Below are 20,406 nucleotides of genomic sequence, written 5' to 3' on the forward strand. Positions count from 1 at the left end.
CCGTTTACGCTTGTACTTACTGCAACACAGTCTGTTTAACTTCTGCGGTATAGCCTTCTGGGATTTTGATATTCAACTGCACGCCACCCGGGTAAGAAACGCTAAGCTTTAACGTCTTGTTAATCTCGTCCACCCTCCATGAGACGTCGATACGTCCACCGGCCGGATGCGGTACACTGCCGCGAGCCCATGCAAGCCCGTTAAGGGAAGGTGCCACTTCTACCTCGCTCCATCCTGGCGAAGTGCTTCTTATTCCAAGTACTTCTTTTCCTAAGAAATAAGCCGGTGCGGAGGACCATGCATGACAGTGGCTGCGAGAGAGCATATCCGGATTCGCGCGATTTTCAGTGAAATTAGGGTACTGCTCCCAGCAAGTGGTCGCTCCGTGAACGATCATATTGCCATAATTTTTTCGAATATCATCCAATATTAAGCCGACTTCACCCAAATTACCCAATGCTTCGTAATAAAAGAATGACATAAAAGGGCTGCCAATTTGTACGAAATGTGCTGGCGGAGCAGTCAAATACTGATCAATAACCTTCTTGCGGTTGCCTTGCGCTACACCAGTCAGAGATGCTACAACTTGTGTCTGCATGCTGATTGTATCGGATCGTCTGTAATCTGCATGGATACAGTCGATATAGACTTGTTTTTCTTCATCCCACAGCTGCTCGTTGATCGCCGTATTGAGTTGTTCGGCCGCAAGCGATAACCGGGCGCTGCCTTCTTGGTCGCCTGTCAATCGTCCCATTTCTGCCGCAACACGAAGAGTCCGCACAAGGAACATGTTCTGATGAGTAACAATACCATCGTTTGGCTGATCAATCGGCGACCAGTCAAGCAGATTCCAGCCTTTGATGTTGAACAGTCCGCTGCTGTCTATCTTCTGTAAATAATGGTCTAGAGTAAAGCTGATATGCTCATACATCTCTGCAGCAAAATCCTTGTCTCCGGTCTGCTCATAGTATTCATAGCATGCGATCGCCCAGAAGAAGGTCCAGTTCGGAATAACGCTGCTCCAGCCGCTAGGAACTTGGTCCGCGAACAGCGGCGTCTGATGCTTCGAGCCTGGCACAAGCCGAAGGCAGCGCTTCAGCATATCCTGCACACCATAGATATAGTTGCTGACCAATGCTTCATTCCGACTATCGCCAACCCAAAACACTTGCTCATAAGCTGGACAGTCTACGAAGGTATCTTCCATACACAGCTTCGTTGTATGGCGGCTAATTTCCCAAATATCATTCAAGAGCGAGTCGGAGCATTCAAACCGCCCTACTTCCGCTACAGGGTAATTGCTTTGGGACATGCTGACATTGTATATTTTTACAGGGACTGCCGCATTACGAACATTAAGCGCTAAATAGCGGAATCCTCTTCGAATAGGACTCTCATAAGATTGTCTGCCGGAATTACATACATACCGCAGCGAATTATCAAGACCAAATGTGTCCTGACGATAATCATCCGCCATATACTCGAAGCCATACCAATCGAGAATGGTCCCCTCAGCAGCTTCTACTTCAAACGATATATATCCCGAATACTCTTTCCCGAAGTCTATGATAAGCTCGGTATCAAAGCCTTCATACATGGGAACGACACCCGCATGAATATTCGGAATGACCGCGTTTTGCAGCTGAAGCGGCACGGCGAGCTTAACGTTTTCCTTCCGCCATACGCACAAACTGAATACATCCACTTCAGATACATATTTCTGAGCAATAGGACGCAACCACTCTTCATAAGACGTCAAATCCTTAGCATTATTAACTTGCTTTAACAGCTCCTTGTATACAGGGTGATTCCAATCGAGTTGACGGTTTGCTTGATGGTCTAAAGGCATGACATGATCGAACGGACCGATAGAATAAAACACAGATTTCTCTTCCAAATCCAGGATCGGACAATTAAATTCCAATTGAATAGGCTCATCCGCATAAACACCTATTTGAAGCTTGCCGGTGTGCACGCCTCCCGAAACGTCAATTAGCATCAAATTGTCTCCTTGTTGCAGATCAATATCAATATATCGTTCAGGTGTTGTGCCATAAAATTGACTGTCAGCGATTTCTACTCCATTTATGGAGCATGCACGCAAGCATTCTCCTGGTGCAAGAAATCCGAGAGTAGCCTTGACTGCTTGACTGGCTCTGATTGCTGTCACAACAAATCCGGTAAATTGTAAATGATTCGCGTGCTCCTCACTTCCTATTACAAGTGCATTTCGGACATCGATAGCCGTAGAAATGCTGAAGGATCGCACCCTTGCAAGCGACTCTACACGAACAGGGCTAACCTTCTCGTCCGTAAGCATAGGGATGTCGCGCGGCTTTACTGTCGTCCAAGGCTCCATGCCGACCGGTCCAAGAACAATGGCAGCGTCCCAATTGGAGTCATCATAGCTCCTAAGCCTCCAAGCTTCATCCCATGCTGATGCCTTAACATATTCAGTAAAAGCTTGCTGACATGTCATGCGGGACGCTCGCGGTTGATGTCCAAGGTGAAGAGAGGTCTTCCATGTTGCGTCTGAATAAACAGGGGTGGTGCCATCCTCATATTCCAGCTCAAGCAGCAGCCCGCCTCTACCTCTTAAATAGTAAAAAGTAGATACGCCAAAATGCAGCACCAGCACGGATATCGTATTTTTTTGGCCTGCTTTCAGTAAATGTCCGACTTCGTAGGTGTCGTAAGATAGCTCGGAAGGCCACGAGCGAACAGGTCCACGACCTAATTGGGTACCGTTCACAAATAATACGTAACGAGAATCCGCGGTAATTCGGAGAGTTCCAGAACGGGTTCCCTCATTTGGTACATCGAATGTTTTACGGAAGCATCTCCACTCATTGCGAGGACTAGCTTCTCCGTCTCCCCATATCCACTGCGCTAGCCAATCTCTGTTCATCATGATCTGCTCGCCTGCCTGTCTAATAGAATTTTTCTGTATTATAAAATACTCATCAGTAGATTTTATGGGTTGATTACGACTCTATATAGGTATAAGATGACATCGTAGTCATTTCGTTACTAAAGAGGGATGAAGCTAAGTGATGAAACCAAGTCCTATGATAGAAAGAGGAGATGAGTTTTTCTCCAACGGTCTTTCATTGTTCATTAATCGGGTACCAGAAAGTTTTGAGCTGCCTGAGCATAAGCATGACTTTATTGAAATTTGTTATGTATGGGAAGGAAGCGGCTTCCATTATATCGAGGATCAGACGATTCGAGTAACGAAGGGTGATCTATTTTTTCTGCCCGTTGGTGTATCCCATATTTTCAGGCCCTCTGCCCATAACGCCAAAAATCCGCTAATTATAGGGAATTGTATTTTCGATGAGAAAATATTTCGTTTTCTGACATCCATCTTGCCTATGGAGTATAGTCTATACCTCTTCCAGCACATCAATGAAAAGACGAACCGCTGGATCCAGATACGTGAACAATCAGGCGAGTTTGGTCAATTGTTCGATTCCTTGTATAGGGAGTTCGAGCAGAAACGTACGGGATACGGAACGATGCTGTGCGGTCTGCTTTTACAGCTTCTAATCGGAATGGAGCGTGCTTTGAATGGGGAGCCGCCGAAAGAGCATCCTTCCGCCAAGATGGTGGAGCGGGTATATCAGTATATACGAGAGCATCTGCACGAAAAGCTGACGATTTCAGAAATTGCTAAATATATTGGATTGAGTGAGAGGCAGCTGCAGCGTATTGTGAGCAAGCATACAGGAAGCTCTCTAACGACCCTCATACAACAAGAAAGGATCGAAAGCAGCTGTAAGCTGCTATCCGATCCTCTACTTGCTTCCCTTACTGTGGCGGATGTTGCGTCGCGAGTAGGGATTCATGACCTCAAAATCTTTCACCGTCTGTTTAAGCAATCGACGAGCCATACTCCCGCACGCTATCGTCAGGAAAAGGCGATACAAACGCTGCCTATTAAATAGTGAACAAGACGAGTCTTACTCTTGATTATCAGAAGTACGATTAGCGGATTGCACTTTTTCTAACACTTCTGCTGCTTCCTCTGCGGAAAATTCCGGTTCAAACTTGCCTGGAACAGGCAATTTGTTAAGTTTAGTCGTCTGAACTTCTGCTTTGGATGGCTGTTCTTGATTGTTTGGCATACGAATACCTCCCTTCAGAAAATAACATCAACTATAGGCTTCCACATCATGCCGTTTTCAATCCAGAGTATGCTCTTGTCTTCATGAAGGAATATTGCGACAATATTAATAAAGCACGTTGGAATCATGTATGCGTTGTTCGATGATACGCCGAAGTTAAAGGGGGGAGTCAGGTGTCAAATCTTCAGATCGGATCTTTCGTACTGAATACGGAGCTGCTCGTTTATTTGATTGCGGGCATAGCTGGGGTGCTAGTGATACATCTTCGTTGCAGAGGGCGTTCAGATAAAGAAAAAGTAACATCAATTGCTTGGAGTGCCGTCTTCTTATGGGTTATCGTCTGGAAGGGAAGTTTCTTTTTATTTGATCCTAAGAGTGTCATTAATCAACCGCAGTCGCTGCTTTTTTTTGACGGAGGCACGAAGGGCTTCTGGCTTGCATCTGTGGTTGCGGTTGGATTTATCGCCTTCCGATTTAAGGCTAGCTTAGGTATTAAACAAGCGGGAGCATTAACAGCGGCGATGGTGTCGGGCTGGCTGGCGGTCTATTTTTTGGCGAGGATTGTATGGTCGGACTCTGTTGATGCCATTCAATATGTGGTCCTTTTCTTTGCTATGGGCTTGCTGCTTTTACTGCAAAATCCAGCTCGAAAAGTGACGATGCGGTCTACTGTACAGATGCTTGGGCTAGCACTTGTTATAGGATTGATAGGCTATACGGTTCATGATCAGATCAGGACCGGTCTATTCTCCGATAAGACCTCCGATGAGGTCGTTGATGAAGGGAATCAAACGAAAATTGGTATTCGTACGGGACAGAGCGCCCCGAGCTTCCAGCTTGCCGATCTGAAGGGGAATACGGTGAGCTTATCGGATTACCGAGGACAGAAGGTCATGATTAATTTTTGGACGACCTGGTGCAGCGTTTGCAAAACAGAGATGCCTCATGTGGAGAAGCTGTATAAGAACTATGGAGATCAAGATGTAGTCATCTTATCGGTTAATGTAACAAGCCAAGAGGGGAATAGGCAGGACGTGGACCATTATGTGGATCATCGACAGCTGAGCTTTCCGATTGTATTGGATGAGGCAGGCGCTGTCAGCCAGCGGTATAGGGTAACGGCCTATCCAACAACGTTTTTTATTGATGCGACGGGCGTAATTCGAAAGCAGCATGTAGGGGCAATAAGTTATGAAAGCATGAGGAATGCAATAAGGGATATGAACTAGCTGTGAAAGTGGCCATCCAGGGGCTTGATCACAGTTTCCAGGAAAATGATCGAGTCGTTAAAGTAAGCACCGCACTTATCTAATAATCAAAAACTCTCTATCCTCCTTTTTCGGTGGGATAGAGAGTTTTTGATTTTGATGAAGAAGATAATTTTTGATCTCGATTTATATAGGAGCCAATGGTTTTCAATGGTTGTCCGCCTTTTTCCTTAGGCTTTCAAGTAATCCAACAGAATTTTTTTGAGAATCATGAGCTGACGGTCAGATTCAATATCTGATTCGAGCAGAAGAATATTTTTTTGCAGCGACAGCTTCTTAGAGAAAATGCCGAAAACATTTATGACAGTGATTAAAGTTTCTTCAACAGGAAGATCTGAACGAATTGAACCGTCTACCATGCCATCTTGAATAATTTTTGTGTACTCATGCAAAATAATACGCGTCAATGCATTGAAGTTTTGGATATCCTCCAATGGCTCAGTAGAGTGGGAGGCGTAGCTTTCGAAATCGACCATAAATTTTATACTTAAATTGTTCTGATCCTCAATAAAGAAATCAAATAGTTTTTCGATCTTTTCAAGGCAAGTTAAGGGCATATCAGCGATATATTGAAATTGATGGAGCATCGGCTCGAGCAGCTTAGTAGCAACAGCGACGACCAGCTTTTCTTTTTTTGGAAAATACCGAAATAGAGTAGCGATACCAATATTGGCTTCACTAGCTATATCCTGCATCGTTGTTTTCTCGATTCCCTTGAGAGTAAATATGTGTTCTGCCGCTTCAAGAATCATAAGCAGACGATGCTGTTTACCGTCCGATCGTTCTTTCTCGTATCTAGTTTTTGGATCCATGAGAGGTCGATCCTTTCATTTCTTCAATTAGGTATTTGAATTATAAGTATATCGACCAGTTATCCCTTAAGCAAGAATGAATTGAGTTTGGTTTATATCGATGATATAATGTTTATCATGATGATAGTAACACTATCATTTATGTGATTGGTATTGATTTTGCTTAACAGTTATGTGTTGGTTTCATACTTTCATTAAGAAATATAATACGAATACAAAGGAGAATGGGATATGAGTCGTCTTACAAATAAAGTTGCCATTATTACTGGAGCAGGAAGCGGTATGGGGCGTGAAGAAGCGCTATTGTTCGCGAAAGAGGGAGCAAAGGTTGTTGCGACGGATATCAACTTAGCAGCAGTAGAAGCTGTAGTGAATGAAATTGAAGCTCTCGGCGGCGAAGCATCGGCTTATCCGCACAATGTTGCTTCAGAAGAAGAGTGGATCAGAGTTGTAGAGGACACAATCAAGGCTTATGGAAAAGTGGACATCCTGGTCAACAATGCGGGTATATCTCATGCAGCTAATTTGCTTGATACAACAGTTGAGCAATGGAATAAAGTAATGAGCATTAACTTGACTAGTACTTTCCTAGGAATGAAGCATGTTATTCCGCATATGCAAGCGAACAACGGTGGCTCGATCGTTAATATTTCATCCATCGCTGGTTTAACTGGAAGCAGTGGAGCAGGTGCTTATACGGCTTCCAAAGGCGCGGTTCGTATGCTTAGCAAAGCGGCTGCTGTCGATTTTGGCAAAGATAACATACGTGTTAATTCCGTTCACCCAGGCTTCATTGAAACACCGATGAGTGCGGAATTCGTAGAAAACAAACAAATGCTGCAATGGTTCTTGTCACAAACAGCGTTGCCGAGAGTAGGACGCGCGTCCGAAGTGGCTGACGCGGTTCTGTTCCTTGCCTCTGATGAGTCTGCTTACCTTACAGGTGTTGAGCTTCCAGTTGACGGCGGCGTTACAGCGAAATAATAATAACAGGATAGCAAAGGGCAGCTCCGATAGTCATTATATGACTAAGGGGCTGCCCTTCTTTTTGTACGTTGAGATTCATTTGCGAATCAATGATTAGGTGCAGTAGTAAGTGCTCTTTTCTTGCTTTCGCTTAATGACTTCCTCTGGTTTATATTATTTCTGACGAGTGCAAAGATAATAAGCAATGTCCCGTAAATTTCATACGAGCTAATTTGGTAGCCCTGTACAGCCATAATAATGAAAGTAGTAACTGGCACGAAGTTGATAAATAATATTCCGTTCAGCGGTGACAATAATTTAATGCCCGAATTCCAACTAAGTAACGCGGCCAGCCCTGGCAGCAGGACCATGAAGGACATTTCATATTTGATCGATAGTATCGTATCCCAAGAAGGAACGGGAACGAGTTGAAAGGCTGAAGCCAAAGCAACGATGACAAACGATACAGCGGAGCCAAGCAAGCAGGTCAAAGTCGAATAGCGAAGAACTGACCAATCTTTAAACGTGCTTCCACCCATTGAATACAACACCCAACCTACTACACCTGCGAAAATGAGCAGCAAAGGTAAGAGATGCTGACCGGCCATCATGAAAAAGGCGAATTTTCCGTTAGTTATTACAAGCAAGGCGCCGACAAGAGCGATTGCTATACTGACAAGCGTATCTTTTTTTGGCGTTGTTTTCTTCGTGATCCAAATGACCATAATGGATATCATCGGCATGAGTACTTCCATAATGGAGGCGGCGACTGTACCGGTTTCACCCATGAGGTGCTGGCCTAGGAAGACACACATGTTGTAGACCGTAAATGCCATCACTCCATAAAACAATAAAGCTTTACCTCTACCCTCTAAGCGAAAAGCTGATTTTCCCTCTTTCATCCAAAGCATAATGCTTAGGATTACACCGACAATTAAATAACGGATAAAGGAGAAATAAAACGGGTCGATTTTCTGTAGGGCAGTATGTGCAACAGGGAACATAGCTCCCCAGGACATACTTGCGATGAGACACAGGATGGAGCCTATAATGATCGGTTTCTTTGTCAAAACTATTCTCTCCCTAACAAGCATCTGTCTGATTACAATACTTATCCAATGATAGGAGTTTAAAATAGTTTAGTAAAATGATTCAAAGTGATGCTATCCATCATTTATAATGATAGTAAAAGTGCTGATATATTTCGAAGGATAGAGGGGCGGACGGATTGGAGTTTAATGATTTAAAAATTTTTCAGATGGTAGCTGTTCATGGAAGTGTCAGTAAAGCGGCTTTAGAGCTAAACTATGTACAGTCTAATGTGACGGCAAGAATTAAGCTGCTGGAGAAGGAGCTGCAGACACCCTTATTTTATCGGCATAAGCGCGGGATGATTTTAAATACAGAAGGAAAGCGGTTGTTGGAATATTCGAGGGAGATTTTGACTAAATTCGATGAAATGAAAAGTAATTTTCAGGACAAATCCAAGCCTTCCGGTGTTCTTGAAATTGGTATTGTGGAGACGGTAGTTGCTCTTCCTGAAATCTTATCCTCTTACTATAGCAAGTATCCTAATGTTGAATTATCTTTGAAAGCAGGCGTGACGGAGCTTCTGCTTCAAGAGGTCATAGCTATGAGGCTGGATGGCGCGTTTGTTACAGGACCGATCAGGCATCCATTAATTGAACAGGTAGAGGTGATTCAAGAGAAGCTTGTGCTTGTATCGAAGAGCGATGCCTTTGACCTGGAGGATATAACGAAAACACCTCTGCTGCTTTACAACAAAGGCTGTGGTTATCGCGGAAGGCTTGAGAGCTGGATGAAGGTTGAGGGGATCATTCCTAAGCAGATTATGGAATTTGGAACATTTGGTACGATTATTGGCAGTGTAGCTGCTGGAATAGGAATAACCGTTATACCGGAGTCCTCGGTTGCAGATTTGGTGGCAAATGGAGCGGTATGCTGTCACAGCATACCTGAACCCTATCGTGAAATTACGACTGTTTTTATACGCCGCAAAGATTCTTTCTTAACAAGCACATTACAATCCTTTATCGATGAAATTGTAGCTCGAACAAGCGCGACGAATTAACCGCAGCTGTGGTGGGAAAGGAAGCTCTTCCGCTACAGCAAATAGACCCTCCAGCTTGCCAGTTAAGGTAAGCCGGAGGGTATTTATCGTTCGTTTTGAATGAAGCTGAAGCTATTTAGCAGCCAAACCGAGTGCCAATGCACCGCATAAACCAGCATTATCCCCTAGTCCTGGAGGTACAATGTAGCTTTCTATGTTCGAAAGTATCGCTTCCGAGTTAATATAATGGTTCAGGCCCTTTTTTACTTCCTGATGGATCATCGGAAACAATTGAGACTGTTTTAGAACGCCGCCGCCCAAAATGATCTTTTTCGGTGATAGCATAAGAATGGTATTAACAATTGCTTGACTGATATAGTAAGCCTCGAGAGTCCATGCAGAATGGTCAACAGGTAGATTATGGCCCTTTGTACTCCACCTTTTCTCAATAGCAGGTCCTGAAGCGAGCCCCTCCAGACAATCGCCATGGTAAGGACAAGTCCCTTCAAAGCTGTCTTCCGGATGACGTCTTACGAATACATGACCGCCTTCTGGATGCACAAGACCGTGAATTAATTTCCCTTCCACATAAGCTCCTAATCCAATTCCGGTTCCGATCGTAAAATAGGCACAGCTCGTTAAGCCCTTCGCCGCTCCCCATGCAGCTTCGCCTAAGGCAGCTGCATTTACATCCGTGTCCCATCCATAAGGAACGTCATAGGCTTCTCTCATCGCTCCCAAAAAGTTGAAGTTAGACCAGCCAGGCTTAGGTGTCGTTGTCACATAACCATATTGCGGGCTCTCTTGGTCAATATTGATCGGGCCGAAGGAGCCGATCCCTATTGCTTCAACCTGTTTGTCTTTAAAATAGTCTATCACTTGCTTTAAAGTAATTTCAGGAGCATCTGTTGGAAAACTGATCTTATCCATAATTTCGCCGTGTTCATTCCCGATTCCGCAAATGAACTTCGTTCCGCCTGCTTCAATGGCTCCAATGCGCATAGGTTCACCTTCCTTAATATATATGTAATCTAATAGGGACTCTCTCCATCTATTTTAACATAAGTTTATTTTATAAATTAGAATCGATGGGGAGAAAAGCCTGTATTTCTCCCTTAATTATTCTCAACTGGTACAAGCTGAATGCGGAGTGATGAGGTTAGCATATGTAGTGGCTCTACGCTTAAATTTGATGTATATTGATAAGCAAGCCAAGAAGAAATCCGCTTATTTGGAACCTTTTTGCGTATTAAGTTCATAAAGGGGTATGAGACTTATGACACGAAAAAAACTAATTGAGGTTAACAGAACGTTAGCCAAGGTTGCTATAGGGGAAGCTTTTGCTGATTTAGTTATTAAGAATGGTACTTTAGTTAATGTATATTCTGGCGAATTGCTTGAGCATATGGATGTTGCGATTGCCGCTGGAAGAATTGCGTATGTAGGGAACGCCGACCACACGATTGGTCAGCAGACAGTCGTTATCGATGCGTCAGGAAAATATATATCACCGGGATTATTAGACGGCCATATGCATGTTGAGAGTACAATGCTATCCGTTACCGAATTTGCGAAAGCCGCTTTAGCCAAAGGGACAACAGGTATCTTTATGGACCCGCATGAAATTGCGAATGTGTTTGGTACGGAAGGTGTAAGGCTGATGCACGAAGAGGGACAACAGCTGCCGCTTAAAGTATTTACGACCTTCCCATCCTGCATTCCGGCGACTGATGATCTGGAGGACGCGGGCGCAACACTAGAAGTGAACGATATTAAAGAGGGCTTGCAATGGGACAATGTAGTCGGACTGGGCGAGGTCATGAATTTCCCGGGTGTCGTATACGGCGATCCGAAGATGTGCGGTGAGATCGAGGAAACGATCAAGAGCGGTAAAACGGTAACGGGACATTTTCCAAGCGATGATGATCGCATGCTGCAGGCGTATATTGCATCCGGCGTAACATCGGATCATGAGACGATAACCCGTGAACAAGGTCTTCATAAGGTGCGCCTCGGTATGCATCTTATGATTCGTGAAGGCTCGGCTTGGCATGATGTCAAAGAGGTTATTAAGGTGGTAACCGAGGACAAGGTGAACACGGACAATATTTCCCTAGTTACGGATGATGTAAATCCACAAACCTTGGTAGAGAAAGGGCATCTCAATCATGTGGTGCGCCGTGCGATTGAAGAGGGTGTTAATCCAGTTACAGCCATTCAAATGGCAACGATTAATGTGGCGCGCTATTTTAAGCTGGAGAAGGATTTGGGCAGCATTACTCCAGGTAAGATGGCTGATATTCTTTTGTTGGACGATCTTCAAAGGATCGAGCCTACAACAGTCATTACAGATGGTGAAGTGATTTACGATCAAGGCAGCCTTGTTGTAGAATTTCCTAGCTTCATCTATCCGGAGCATATCCGCAATTCGGTGAACATTAAACGTGAGCTCACTGCTGAGGATTTTAGACTGGAAAGCCGGAGTGATCAGGATAAGACGCAAATCAACGTTATTAAAATTATTGAAAATAGTGCAAGGACAGAGAAAATGACAGCATCACTCGCTGTTGAGCAGGGGATTATTCAACCTGACGCAGCGCAGGATATTATCCGTCTGGCATGTATTGAGCGTCATCGTGGCACAGGCCAGATTTCACTTGCTTTTACACATGGCTTTCAATTGAAATCAGGTGCGGTAGCGTCCACAGTAGCACATGACAGCCACAATCTACTTGTAATGGGTATCAATGAGGAAGACATGGCATTCGCGGCTAATGAGCTGGTCAAGCTTGGGGGCGGAATGATCGTTGTTGAGAATGGCAAGGTGCTTGCGCAAGTACCGATGACGATCGCGGGACTGATGTCGGATAAATCGTTGCTTGAAGTTGTAAAAGAGGTAACTGAGCTGGAGCAGGCTTGGAAGCAGCTGGGCTGCTCGTTAAATGCTCCGTTTATGACTTTCTCGCTCATTGCCTTGCCTGTTATTCCTGAAATCCGGATTTCAAACCGCGGTATTGTTGATGTCACACAGTTTAAGTTGATTGATGTAGAGATCGTTTAACTCATTGGGTTTATAGTGAAGATAATAAGCACCCTCTTCACCAGCTAATGGCATGAAGAGGGTGCTTTCGCTTACGTTCCAATATTGTTGGCTGGTGTCTGATGGTTAATTTTAATGGTTAATGATTAGTGGTTAATGTCGCATTTGTTCATAATAAAGGAGATCTGATTCTCAAGCCGATTGATCGTTTCCTGCTGTTGCTGACTTTCTATCGGTTGATTCTGCAGCGCCGCGAGCTCCTGTTTAAGCTGATGAAGATCATCTCCTGCTTGGGCACAGTTGTAATTGCTCTCGAGATTTTCAAGCATATTGAAATCCTCCATTCGGTAAGGTGTACTTCACTCCACTATTATGTAGGATTTCCTTTAACTTATTCAGCCTGCTTCACTTATCGATACAAGTTATAAATGGTTTTACTATGCGATTTGTGATAATATTTACATCTATATAGAATGAGGATGTGAGCTATAGTGATAAGTATAACCATTCCAACACCGGACGTTACTATTTATAAGCAGGACTCTCCTGTGTTAAGCAATATTTATGGATTTACCGATTTCCACCTGATTTCAAGAGAAGTGGGTGGAATCTTTATGTTTTATAATAAAAAAGACGAGCTATTGTTTGTCGGTAAAGCAAGGAAGCTAAGACCTCGAATCAAAAAACATTTTGAGGATACAGTATCCCCAATGAAAATGCATAGAGACGAAGTAACTAAAATCGAGGTTTGTATCGTCGAAGATGCGGTTGATAGAGAAATTTATGAAACCTACATTGTTAACGCGAAAAGAGCTAAATACAATGTAGAAAAAGTGCTGTATAAGTAAGATTGAACGGGAAATGGACGACTTTGACGAGACAGTCATTAGCCAGATTTCTGTAAGCCTGGTTTTTGGGCTTACAGCTGTAATATTGGTTAGTTTTAGGGCTGTAAGCTCGATTTTCGAGCTTATAGCTTGAATATGGCTAGGTTTTTGACGAAAAGGGAGGCTGTAAGCACAATTTTGGTGCTTACAGCCTCTTTTTGGGTTAGTTTGAGAGCTGTAAGCTTGATTTTCGAGCTTACAGCTTGAATATCGCCAGGTTTTTGACGAAAAAGGAGACTGTAAGCACGCTTTCGGCGCTTAAAGTCTCCTTTTTGGTTAGTTTGAAGAGCTGTAAACTCGATTTTTGTGCTTACAGCTGCTATTGCGTTTGAGATGACACAGCTAGCTCCCCGTAGCAACCTGTTAGTTACGATTGCGTAACTTTCTCTACATATCCTTCGCCCAAAATTTCTTTCTGTTCATACGTCCCAGGTAAAAGCTCCTTCTCAATAAATGAGTTAAGCTGGATTGGTTCCAGATCATACATGACTTCTATTTCCTTCGCGAACAACCGAACCTCTTTCTCAAGAAGCCTTGACAGAGCGGGCTGTGGCTTTGCTTGAAGCTCATCGGTCGTAGAAAGAACTTGTTTAAGCCCGTCAACATAGTTTGCAAATGATCGCGCGCCGACGATTTTAACGCCTTTATTTTGATCATTCACCATAATAATAGTTGGGAATCCACGTGCACCTAGTTTACCGGCAAGCGCAAAGTCTTGATCTAGCAGCTCCTGAGTCGCTGGCAGCCCAGCAGTGTTCACGATTTCTGCCCCATCCAGCCCCATTTGATTAACAATCGCAATCAACACCGAATCTTCCCCAATGTTCTGATTAAAAGCAAATACAGCTTCTCTGGCCCGTCGTAAAAATACATTAGCTAAATTCTCGTCCATTTTCTGAATGACTTTAAAGACGCGAGATGGCGGATACGAGGATTGGATCGGATTATCGATCCATACAGAGCCGTCAATTGGCATGCGAGAATGCTCACCAACCTCCCGCCAGTGACCAGCAACATCGGATGGCTTACCAATGCCGTTACTTACGTCCGCGAAGCCTTCCCAGCCCTTTAGCAGCCCTCCCATAACAGTCTGGAAGCGAATATAATGTCCATATTGCTCGATAAACCGCAGCAGTACCGGTTCAAGTGCCCAGCAGTGCGAGCATATGGGATCTGTAACATAATAGAGAGTTATCTTTTCTTGCGGCTCATTAAAGTCGATGAGTGTCATTTCTTCCTCACCGCCAACTCCGCATACTCCAGTTTCTAAATCACAGGCCATTTTATTATTCATGATTGCTTCCTCTTTTCATAAATTGTTATCATTCATTGTTTTCATTAATTGTTGTGTATCGGGATCATATCTCATATGCTGCTGCGCCCATGCTTGAATGGGCTGAAGTGAAGAGATAAGGGTTTGCCCTTTATGTGTTAATTCATAGGAGATGGAGACGGGTGTGCTTGCCATTACCTTTTTCAAGATTAATTCATGCTCGATCAGCTCAGATAGCTTCGACGAGAGTGCTTTCGGCGTAATATTCGGGAGATCTCGTTTCATTTCTGAAAAATGAGAGGAGCCGCCCTCGCAAAGGGATAAATAATGGAGAATGAGCCCATTCCATTTCCTTCCTAGAATTTGGAGCGAGTATTCAAAATAGGGGCATACATTCATTTCGATCACCTTCCTTATGAATTTATTATAGCGAGTATAAAAAATATATCAAGTATATATTTTATCAATCGACTATTTCCATATGTAACACGTACGTTCTGCTTGCTTTAATAAATAATATTTGGGACAATACTAGACAGATGGTTAGATTCGGCTATAGATGTAGAGTAGGCGGGAATTAAAGCTTTGAAAAGAGGGTAAATAATGAGTAAAGAATCCATTTATGGATTAACATTAGAACAGTTGACAGCATGGCTCATGGAGTATGGGCATAAGAAGTTCCGGGCATTGCAGGTATGGGATTGGCTTTATAGAAAACGGGTCACCGATTTTGAGGAAATGGTGGATGTGAATCCCGCATGTATCCAATTATTAACGGACCATTTTGTCATCCAAACACAGCACGAGCACTTAAAGCAAGAATCTGTGGATGGAACGATTAAATTTTTATTCAAGCTGCAGGATGGCAATCTTATAGAAACGGTATTAATGCGGCATAAATTCGGTTTGTCGGTCTGTGTAACGACGCAGGTCGGCTGTAATATTGGATGCAGCTTCTGCGCCAGTGGACTGCTCGCTAAAAGCAGAGATTTATCCAGCGGCGAAATTGTGGAGCAGATTATGAAGGCTCAGCTTCATTTGGATAAAGAGAAGCAGGGTGAGCGAGTAAGCCATGTTGTGGTCATGGGGATTGGCGAGCCATTTGATAATTATACAAACCTGACCAACTTCATTCATGCAATAACAGATCATAAAGGCTTGGCTATCGGATCGAGACATATTACGGTATCGACTAGCGGTCTTGTTGACAAAATCTATGAGTTCACGGATTCCGATCTTAATGTAAACCTAGCGGTTTCTTTACATGCGCCAAACAATGAGCTTCGGACTCGGATTATGAAAATAAATCGTGCTCTCCCTATAGAAAAGCTAATGGAGGCCATCGATTACTATTTAGAGAAAACGAATCGCAGAATTACGCTGGAGTATATTCTGATGAAAGATGTCAATGATCAGCGGGAGCATGCCCTTGAGCTTGCGGAGCTAATCGGAGAAGGGAATAGGCGCCGTCTAGCCAACGTAAACCTCATTCCGTATAATCCAGTAGATGAGCATGGTCAGTATCAGAGGAGCGAGCTGGAGGCCGTACGTGCGTTCTATGATACGTTGAAGAAACAAGGAATTAGCTGCAGTGTTCGACTTGAGCATGGTTCGGATATCGATGCCGCATGCGGTCAACTGAGAAGCAAACAAATTAAGAAGGCCAACTAGGAAAGCGTGGTAGTTGGTTAATATTCGTATATTGGCAACAAATCAGATAACACAAGCGTAAGCGGCGGTCACCGTCCTATACGGCATATGTAATCGTTTCGCGAAGATATATAAGCACAAAAGCGTATCCCTTTAAGTGGATACGCTTTTTCTTTATGTGAGTGATCAGCTTACCCAACTAATCATGAGCCTGGGTGTGGGCATAGGATTGGATACTTTCAGCCGTTCTTAGTTTTCAGTTTTCAGATTCAGCTGCAATGCGATATATCTGCTGCTGAATGTCATCTCTGATCCGATTAATAATTTGAATATCCGTGAACGGAGCAATTATTTGCTCCCGTTCATCCTGAAGAGCTTTAGCTTGTGCTAGCTGCTGAATCGATTGCTTCATTTTTGCGGAATAACGTTCTTTAAAAGCGTGTATAGCCTCTGCATGCTCCTCGTCCGTTCCCGGCTTGATGCAGCGCACATACGTATCGACGATTTCGTCCGTGTCACGATCGGGAAAATATTCATGAGGCGCTGTGCTATCGAACATAGCGATTCCGAGCTCGCGTACAATAATCATATCCAGGCTGTTTGGGTCGAAGCCGCAATGGTAGATTTCAACGTCGAAGCCTCGTTCACTTGCTGCTGCCGCAAGCTTTTTCAGCATAGTGGATTTACCAGATCCAGCTCTTCCTTTAATGAGATACCTCTTTAATCCGTCTGTCAGATTTGGGACAAAATCGACTGCGCCGTTAGGCGTAGCAGCTCCCAGAAAGCGGCGGTCAACACGGCTTGTTTTCATCAGCTTACGATCACCATACAAAATGTTTGTATATTCCTGTGTAAGTAGATTGGCATCTTTGAAATTCATATTAGAAATATATAAGGCTTCCCATTCATCATGTATATGAAGAGCTTCAGCAAAACCGGAATAGGCTCGTTCATACGCTTGATTGATTTCGTTGTTCAACGTCTCAATGGCTGCTCCCCGAAGTCTAAGCTGAGCTGTATCACAGATCTCAGACCACTCTATAACATGCGTGGTTGTCCCTTCGAGCTGTGGTTCTATAGCATGAGGAGCCACCCCTCCAACAATCCCGATTTTCAAAGCGGGAATGACTAATCCGTCAAGCGCGTCATTATCAGATGCGCAGTGAATGTACCAAACATCACGGCCATTGTCTGTCATTTTGTTTCCAATAGCTTGAATTAATGCAGACTTTCCTGTATCGGGGCCTCCTTTTAAAATAAACAGATGCTCAAGTCCTTGCAAGGATGAATGAAACAAGCTGGTAAAACCTCGAGCTGTGTTCCCTCCAGCATAAAAGTTTTTAATTGTTGCAGTCATTTTCCCACACCTTTCTAGGCTAATGTCTTGGTGCATACTTCATCGTATTACATCGTATTGGAAAAGGTGCAGAGTCTTTGCGCATTTGAAGAGTAGGGCTATTGTGCCCTTCTTTTTTTTATTCCAAATATTATAGAAAAAGGATTAGTGGGTAAAATAGTACCAGCCAACAGAAAGCCGCGACAACGGGGATAGAATGAGGTGCTGAAATGATACAATTTAAAAATGTTACGAAAAAATATAAGAACGGCAACCTCGTATTAAAAGGAATCGACTTAGATATTAAGGAAGGCGAATTAATTACCCTTATCGGACCAAGCGGCTGCGGAAAAACAACTACGATGAAAATGATCAATCGTCTGGTCGAGCCTTCTTCTGGTCAAATTCTCATTGATGGGAAGGATATTTCTAATATAGACCCGGTGGAGCTGAGAAGAAATATAGGTTATGTCATTCAGCATATCGGTCTGTTTCCGCACATGAATATTAGGGATAATATTGCAATTGTGCCGAAGCTGAAAAAAATGAATAAATCAGTATACGAAAAGCGAATCGATGAATTAATGGAGATGGTCGGGTTAAATCCCGGTCAATATAAAGAGCGTTACCCATCTGAGCTGAGCGGCGGACAACAGCAGAGAATTGGAGTGATACGCGCTCTTGCTGCGGAGCCGTCGATTATTTTAATGGACGAGCCTTTTAGCGCGCTTGACCCCATCAGCCGTGATCAGCTTCAGGATGAATTGGTTCGTTTGCAGGTAGAAGTGAAGAAGACGATCGTATTTGTATCTCATGACATGGATGAGGCGCTCAAAATCGCTGATCGCATCGTCATTATGAAGGCTGGAGAAATTGTTCAGTTCGACACACCAGACCGCATATTAAGGAGACCGAAAAATGACTTCGTTCGCAGCTTTATAGGAGAAAGCCGCTTGAACGAGTCAGAAAATTTGATGGTTGAGGATGTTATGGTGAATAATCCGGTAACGGTCTTCCTGACGCGAGGATTAGCTCATGGAGCAAAGCTGATGAAGCAATATCGTGTAAATGGTTTGCTGGTAACGGATAAGAACCGCATTTTAAAGGGAATTGTAACGAAAGAGATGCTGGAAAACCATTATCACGAAGAGGATCTGACACTTCAAGATATTATGAAAACCGATATTGCAACTGTTCAGGTCGGCACGAGCGTGGGAGATGCTGTAGATACGATGAAAAAACATGGATTGAGTAACCTTGCTGTCGTGCATGAACAGGGACAATTAGCTGGGCTTATAACCAATTCAAGTTTAATTGACGCACTGCTTAAACAGATGTAGTTCGGAGGTTAGCTATGAATTTCTGGGATGTCATATTGAATAGAAAAGAAGATATTATTAGCGCAACTATAGAGCATATTCAAATATCGTTCATTGCTCTAATCATTGCTATGGTTATCTCCATCCCGACAGGGTTATTGCTGACACGTATGCCTAAGCTGGCAGCCCCTATTATAGGTGTCGCTTCCTTGTTTCAGACGATACCAAGCTTGGCGTTGTTAGGCTTTATGATTCCCTTGGTCGGGATTGGCATGGTGCCTGCCATTATAGCATTAACGGTATACGCATTGCTGCCGATTATGAGGAACACCTATACGGGAATTATGAATGTGGAGAAGTCGATCAAGGAAGCCGGAGTCGGTATGGGCATGACGAGTATGCAGGTCATGGTCAAAATTGAACTGCCGCTAGCTTTAAATGTCATTATGGCGGGCATACGTACAGCTACCGTAATGATTATAGGCGTAGCCACCCTTGCTTCGTTAGTCGGAGCGGGCGGGCTTGGCGATTTGATTTTCAGAGGAATTTCGACGGTCAATACGGAATTGATTTTAGCGGGCACTATACCAGCCGCATTGCTTGCTGTTATATTCGATTTCGTTCTAGAGCGACTGGAGAAGGCGGTAACTCCAAAGGGAGTTAAGAAGAAGGGTAAAGGCAGATCGAAGTTTATCAAAGGGCTAGAGCTTACAGTGGCTTTGCTGCTCATTATTGCGATTATTGCAGGCATATCAATGAGGGCAGGGTCAACTGGTGCGGGCTCCATCGTAGTTGGTGGAAAAAATTACACGGAACAGGATGTTCTGGTTCATTTGCTGGCCTCTCTAATCGAGGAAAAAACGGACTTAAAAGTGATCCGAAAGCCTTTTCTGGGAGGCTCGCAAGTAACCCATAACGCCTTGGTTAGCGGCGATATTGATTTGTATCCCGAATATACAGGAACCGGATGGACCTCTGTGCTCAAGGAAAAGCCCATCACAGGTGAGCCTGAATTAACCTACAAACAGGTTAAGGCGGCATATGAGCAAAAATTCCAGGTCACATGGCTTGAACCGATAGGGTTTAATAATACCTACACATTGGCAATGAGAAGGGATCATGCGGATCGATTAGGAATTGAAACCTTTTCGGATTTAGCCCAAAAATCTCCGGCATTTGTTCTTGGAGCTACACATGAGTTTCTAGAGCGTCCGGACGGATACTTAGGGCTCGAGAAGGCATACGGGATGAAGTTCAAGGAAGTTAAGGGGCTTGACGCCGGATTAACATATAGCGCGGTCAAAGAAGGGACAACGGACGCTAATGATGCATTTTCCACGGATGGACGTATTCAAGCCTTTGATTTGAAGGTCATTGTGGATGATAAGCATTACTTCCCGCCGTATTACGCGGCTCCTGTCATTCGGATGGATACGTTAGAAGCACATCCCGAGCTAGCGGAGGTTCTGAATTTACTTGCGGGGAAAATTGATGACAAGACGATGTCTATCCTCAACGGGAAAGTGGATTTGGAAGGGAAGCAAGCGCGTGCTGTAGCCGAGGAATGGTTGAAGGACGCAGGATTGATGAAATAATTAGAACTTCTATCACGATAAGTAGGCCACTGACTGCTGAAAGCCGAAGGCAATATGCCTTC

18 protein-coding genes are annotated in these 20,406 nt (G+C 43.8%); 9 read left to right on the forward strand and 9 right to left on the reverse strand.

Annotated features, from left to right (window positions below; translation table 11 throughout):
- Positions 1-16 precede the first annotated feature (16 nt).
- Positions 17-2,911, reverse strand: coding sequence for a family 78 glycoside hydrolase catalytic domain (locus tag AC0YN7_RS10885; RefSeq protein WP_475810006.1), 2,895 nt, complete (start codon positions 2,909-2,911; stop codon positions 17-19).
- Positions 2,912-3,053: 142 nt separating this feature from the next.
- Here AC0YN7_RS10885 and AC0YN7_RS10890 point away from each other — a divergent pair, with 142 nt between their 5' ends.
- Positions 3,054-3,947 carry a helix-turn-helix domain-containing protein gene (locus tag AC0YN7_RS10890; RefSeq protein ID WP_475810130.1) on the forward strand — a complete coding sequence of 298 codons (894 nt, stop codon included), beginning with the start codon at positions 3,054-3,056 and terminating at the stop codon, positions 3,945-3,947.
- A 15-nt stretch (positions 3,948-3,962) separates the two neighbouring features.
- Here AC0YN7_RS10890 and AC0YN7_RS10895 read toward each other — a convergent pair whose 3' ends face one another.
- Positions 3,963-4,127: a hypothetical protein gene (locus tag AC0YN7_RS10895; RefSeq protein ID WP_475810007.1), complete on the reverse strand. Its 165-nt coding sequence runs from the start codon at positions 4,125-4,127 to the stop codon at positions 3,963-3,965.
- A 173-nt stretch (positions 4,128-4,300) separates the two neighbouring features.
- On the opposite strand from AC0YN7_RS10895, the gene AC0YN7_RS10900 reads away from it, so the two are divergent.
- Complete coding sequence (locus AC0YN7_RS10900) at positions 4,301-5,356, forward strand: TlpA family protein disulfide reductase (protein WP_475810008.1); 1,056 nt, start codon at positions 4,301-4,303, stop codon at positions 5,354-5,356.
- Between the two features lie 209 nt (positions 5,357-5,565).
- On the opposite strand, the gene AC0YN7_RS10905 is transcribed toward AC0YN7_RS10900, so the two are convergent.
- Complete coding sequence (locus tag AC0YN7_RS10905) at positions 5,566-6,207, reverse strand: TetR/AcrR family transcriptional regulator (RefSeq protein ID WP_475810009.1); 642 nt, start codon at positions 6,205-6,207, stop codon at positions 5,566-5,568.
- A 231-nt stretch (positions 6,208-6,438) separates the two neighbouring features.
- Here AC0YN7_RS10905 and AC0YN7_RS10910 point away from each other — a divergent pair, with 231 nt between their 5' ends.
- Entirely contained in the window at positions 6,439-7,191 is a 753-nt protein-coding gene (locus AC0YN7_RS10910; RefSeq protein ID WP_475810010.1) for an SDR family NAD(P)-dependent oxidoreductase, read from the forward strand.
- Between the two features lie 89 nt (positions 7,192-7,280).
- Here the strand turns inward: AC0YN7_RS10910 and AC0YN7_RS10915 are convergent, their stop codons facing one another.
- Positions 7,281-8,267 (reverse strand): DMT family transporter, encoded by a 987-nt coding sequence (locus tag AC0YN7_RS10915; RefSeq protein ID WP_475810011.1) that lies wholly within the window; start codon positions 8,265-8,267, stop codon positions 7,281-7,283.
- 134 nt (positions 8,268-8,401) lie between these two features.
- On the opposite strand from AC0YN7_RS10915, the gene AC0YN7_RS10920 reads away from it, so the two are divergent.
- A complete protein-coding gene (locus tag AC0YN7_RS10920; protein WP_475810012.1) occupies positions 8,402-9,265 on the forward strand; it encodes a LysR family transcriptional regulator in 864 nt (287 codons plus the stop codon).
- Positions 9,266-9,376: 111 nt separating this feature from the next.
- Here AC0YN7_RS10920 and AC0YN7_RS10925 read toward each other — a convergent pair whose 3' ends face one another.
- Positions 9,377-10,246 (reverse strand): ROK family protein, encoded by an 870-nt coding sequence (locus AC0YN7_RS10925; RefSeq protein ID WP_475810013.1) that lies wholly within the window; start codon positions 10,244-10,246, stop codon positions 9,377-9,379.
- Positions 10,247-10,520: 274 nt separating this feature from the next.
- On the opposite strand from AC0YN7_RS10925, the gene ade reads away from it, so the two are divergent.
- The gene (ade, locus tag AC0YN7_RS10930) at positions 10,521-12,305 is read left to right on the forward strand and encodes an adenine deaminase (protein ID WP_475810014.1); all 1,785 of its coding nucleotides are present in this window, start codon (positions 10,521-10,523) and stop codon (positions 12,303-12,305) included.
- Between the two features lie 125 nt (positions 12,306-12,430).
- On the opposite strand, the gene AC0YN7_RS10935 is transcribed toward ade, so the two are convergent.
- Positions 12,431-12,613, reverse strand: coding sequence for a DUF2524 domain-containing protein (locus AC0YN7_RS10935; RefSeq protein WP_475810015.1), 183 nt, complete (start codon positions 12,611-12,613; stop codon positions 12,431-12,433).
- A gap of 162 nt (positions 12,614-12,775) precedes the next feature.
- On the opposite strand from AC0YN7_RS10935, the gene AC0YN7_RS10940 reads away from it, so the two are divergent.
- Complete coding sequence (locus AC0YN7_RS10940; protein ID WP_475810016.1) at positions 12,776-13,132, forward strand: nucleotide excision repair endonuclease; 357 nt, start codon at positions 12,776-12,778, stop codon at positions 13,130-13,132.
- 406 nt (positions 13,133-13,538) lie between these two features.
- Here the strand turns inward: AC0YN7_RS10940 and AC0YN7_RS10945 are convergent, their stop codons facing one another.
- The gene (locus AC0YN7_RS10945; protein WP_475810017.1) at positions 13,539-14,465 is read right to left on the reverse strand and encodes a DsbA family protein; all 927 of its coding nucleotides are present in this window, start codon (positions 14,463-14,465) and stop codon (positions 13,539-13,541) included.
- Positions 14,466-14,480: 15 nt separating this feature from the next.
- Positions 14,481-14,843: a winged helix-turn-helix transcriptional regulator gene (locus tag AC0YN7_RS10950; protein ID WP_475810018.1), complete on the reverse strand. Its 363-nt coding sequence runs from the start codon at positions 14,841-14,843 to the stop codon at positions 14,481-14,483.
- Positions 14,844-15,047: 204 nt separating this feature from the next.
- On the opposite strand from AC0YN7_RS10950, the gene rlmN reads away from it, so the two are divergent.
- Positions 15,048-16,115 carry a dual-specificity RNA methyltransferase RlmN gene (rlmN, locus tag AC0YN7_RS10955; RefSeq protein ID WP_475810019.1) on the forward strand — a complete coding sequence of 356 codons (1,068 nt, stop codon included), beginning with the start codon at positions 15,048-15,050 and terminating at the stop codon, positions 16,113-16,115.
- Positions 16,116-16,350: 235 nt separating this feature from the next.
- Here the strand turns inward: rlmN and AC0YN7_RS10960 are convergent, their stop codons facing one another.
- Positions 16,351-17,451, reverse strand: coding sequence for a PRK06851 family protein (locus tag AC0YN7_RS10960; RefSeq protein WP_475810020.1), 1,101 nt, complete (start codon positions 17,449-17,451; stop codon positions 16,351-16,353).
- Between the two features lie 209 nt (positions 17,452-17,660).
- Between AC0YN7_RS10960 and AC0YN7_RS10965 the strand changes: the two genes are divergently transcribed.
- Both AC0YN7_RS10965 and AC0YN7_RS10970 read left to right on the forward strand, forming a co-directional pair.
- Positions 17,661-18,770: an ABC transporter ATP-binding protein gene (locus tag AC0YN7_RS10965; RefSeq protein ID WP_475810021.1), complete on the forward strand. Its 1,110-nt coding sequence runs from the start codon at positions 17,661-17,663 to the stop codon at positions 18,768-18,770.
- 14 nt (positions 18,771-18,784) lie between these two features.
- Positions 18,785-20,344 carry a glycine betaine ABC transporter substrate-binding protein gene (locus AC0YN7_RS10970; protein ID WP_475810022.1) on the forward strand — a complete coding sequence of 520 codons (1,560 nt, stop codon included), beginning with the start codon at positions 18,785-18,787 and terminating at the stop codon, positions 20,342-20,344.
- Positions 20,345-20,406 lie beyond the last annotated feature (62 nt).

Source organism: Paenibacillus sp. J31R122, assembly GCF_056269185.1.

Bases quoted from the DNA above. Each gene is read 5' to 3' on its own strand.
- AC0YN7_RS10885 (WP_475810006.1), bottom strand. From the start codon at position 2,911: ATGATGAACAGAGATTGGCTAGCGCAGTGGATATGGGGAGACGGAGAA.
- AC0YN7_RS10895 (WP_475810007.1), bottom strand. From the start codon at position 4,127: ATGCCAAACAATCAAGAACAGCCATCCAAAGCAGAAGTTCAGACGACT.
- AC0YN7_RS10945 (WP_475810017.1), bottom strand. From the start codon at position 14,465: ATGAATAATAAAATGGCCTGTGATTTAGAAACTGGAGTATGCGGAGTT.
- AC0YN7_RS10935 (WP_475810015.1), bottom strand. From the start codon at position 12,613: ATGCTTGAAAATCTCGAGAGCAATTACAACTGTGCCCAAGCAGGAGAT.
- AC0YN7_RS10915 (WP_475810011.1), bottom strand. From the start codon at position 8,267: ATGCTTGTTAGGGAGAGAATAGTTTTGACAAAGAAACCGATCATTATA.
- AC0YN7_RS10910 (WP_475810010.1), top strand. From the start codon at position 6,439: ATGAGTCGTCTTACAAATAAAGTTGCCATTATTACTGGAGCAGGAAGC.
- rlmN (WP_475810019.1), top strand. From the start codon at position 15,048: ATGAGTAAAGAATCCATTTATGGATTAACATTAGAACAGTTGACAGCA.
- AC0YN7_RS10960 (WP_475810020.1), bottom strand. From the start codon at position 17,451: ATGACTGCAACAATTAAAAACTTTTATGCTGGAGGGAACACAGCTCGA.
- AC0YN7_RS10965 (WP_475810021.1), top strand. From the start codon at position 17,661: ATGATACAATTTAAAAATGTTACGAAAAAATATAAGAACGGCAACCTC.
- AC0YN7_RS10890 (WP_475810130.1), top strand. From the start codon at position 3,054: ATGAAACCAAGTCCTATGATAGAAAGAGGAGATGAGTTTTTCTCCAAC.
- AC0YN7_RS10905 (WP_475810009.1), bottom strand. From the start codon at position 6,207: ATGGATCCAAAAACTAGATACGAGAAAGAACGATCGGACGGTAAACAG.
- AC0YN7_RS10950 (WP_475810018.1), bottom strand. From the start codon at position 14,843: ATGAATGTATGCCCCTATTTTGAATACTCGCTCCAAATTCTAGGAAGG.
- AC0YN7_RS10970 (WP_475810022.1), top strand. From the start codon at position 18,785: ATGAATTTCTGGGATGTCATATTGAATAGAAAAGAAGATATTATTAGC.
- AC0YN7_RS10925 (WP_475810013.1), bottom strand. From the start codon at position 10,246: ATGCGCATTGGAGCCATTGAAGCAGGCGGAACGAAGTTCATTTGCGGA.
- ade (WP_475810014.1), top strand. From the start codon at position 10,521: ATGACACGAAAAAAACTAATTGAGGTTAACAGAACGTTAGCCAAGGTT.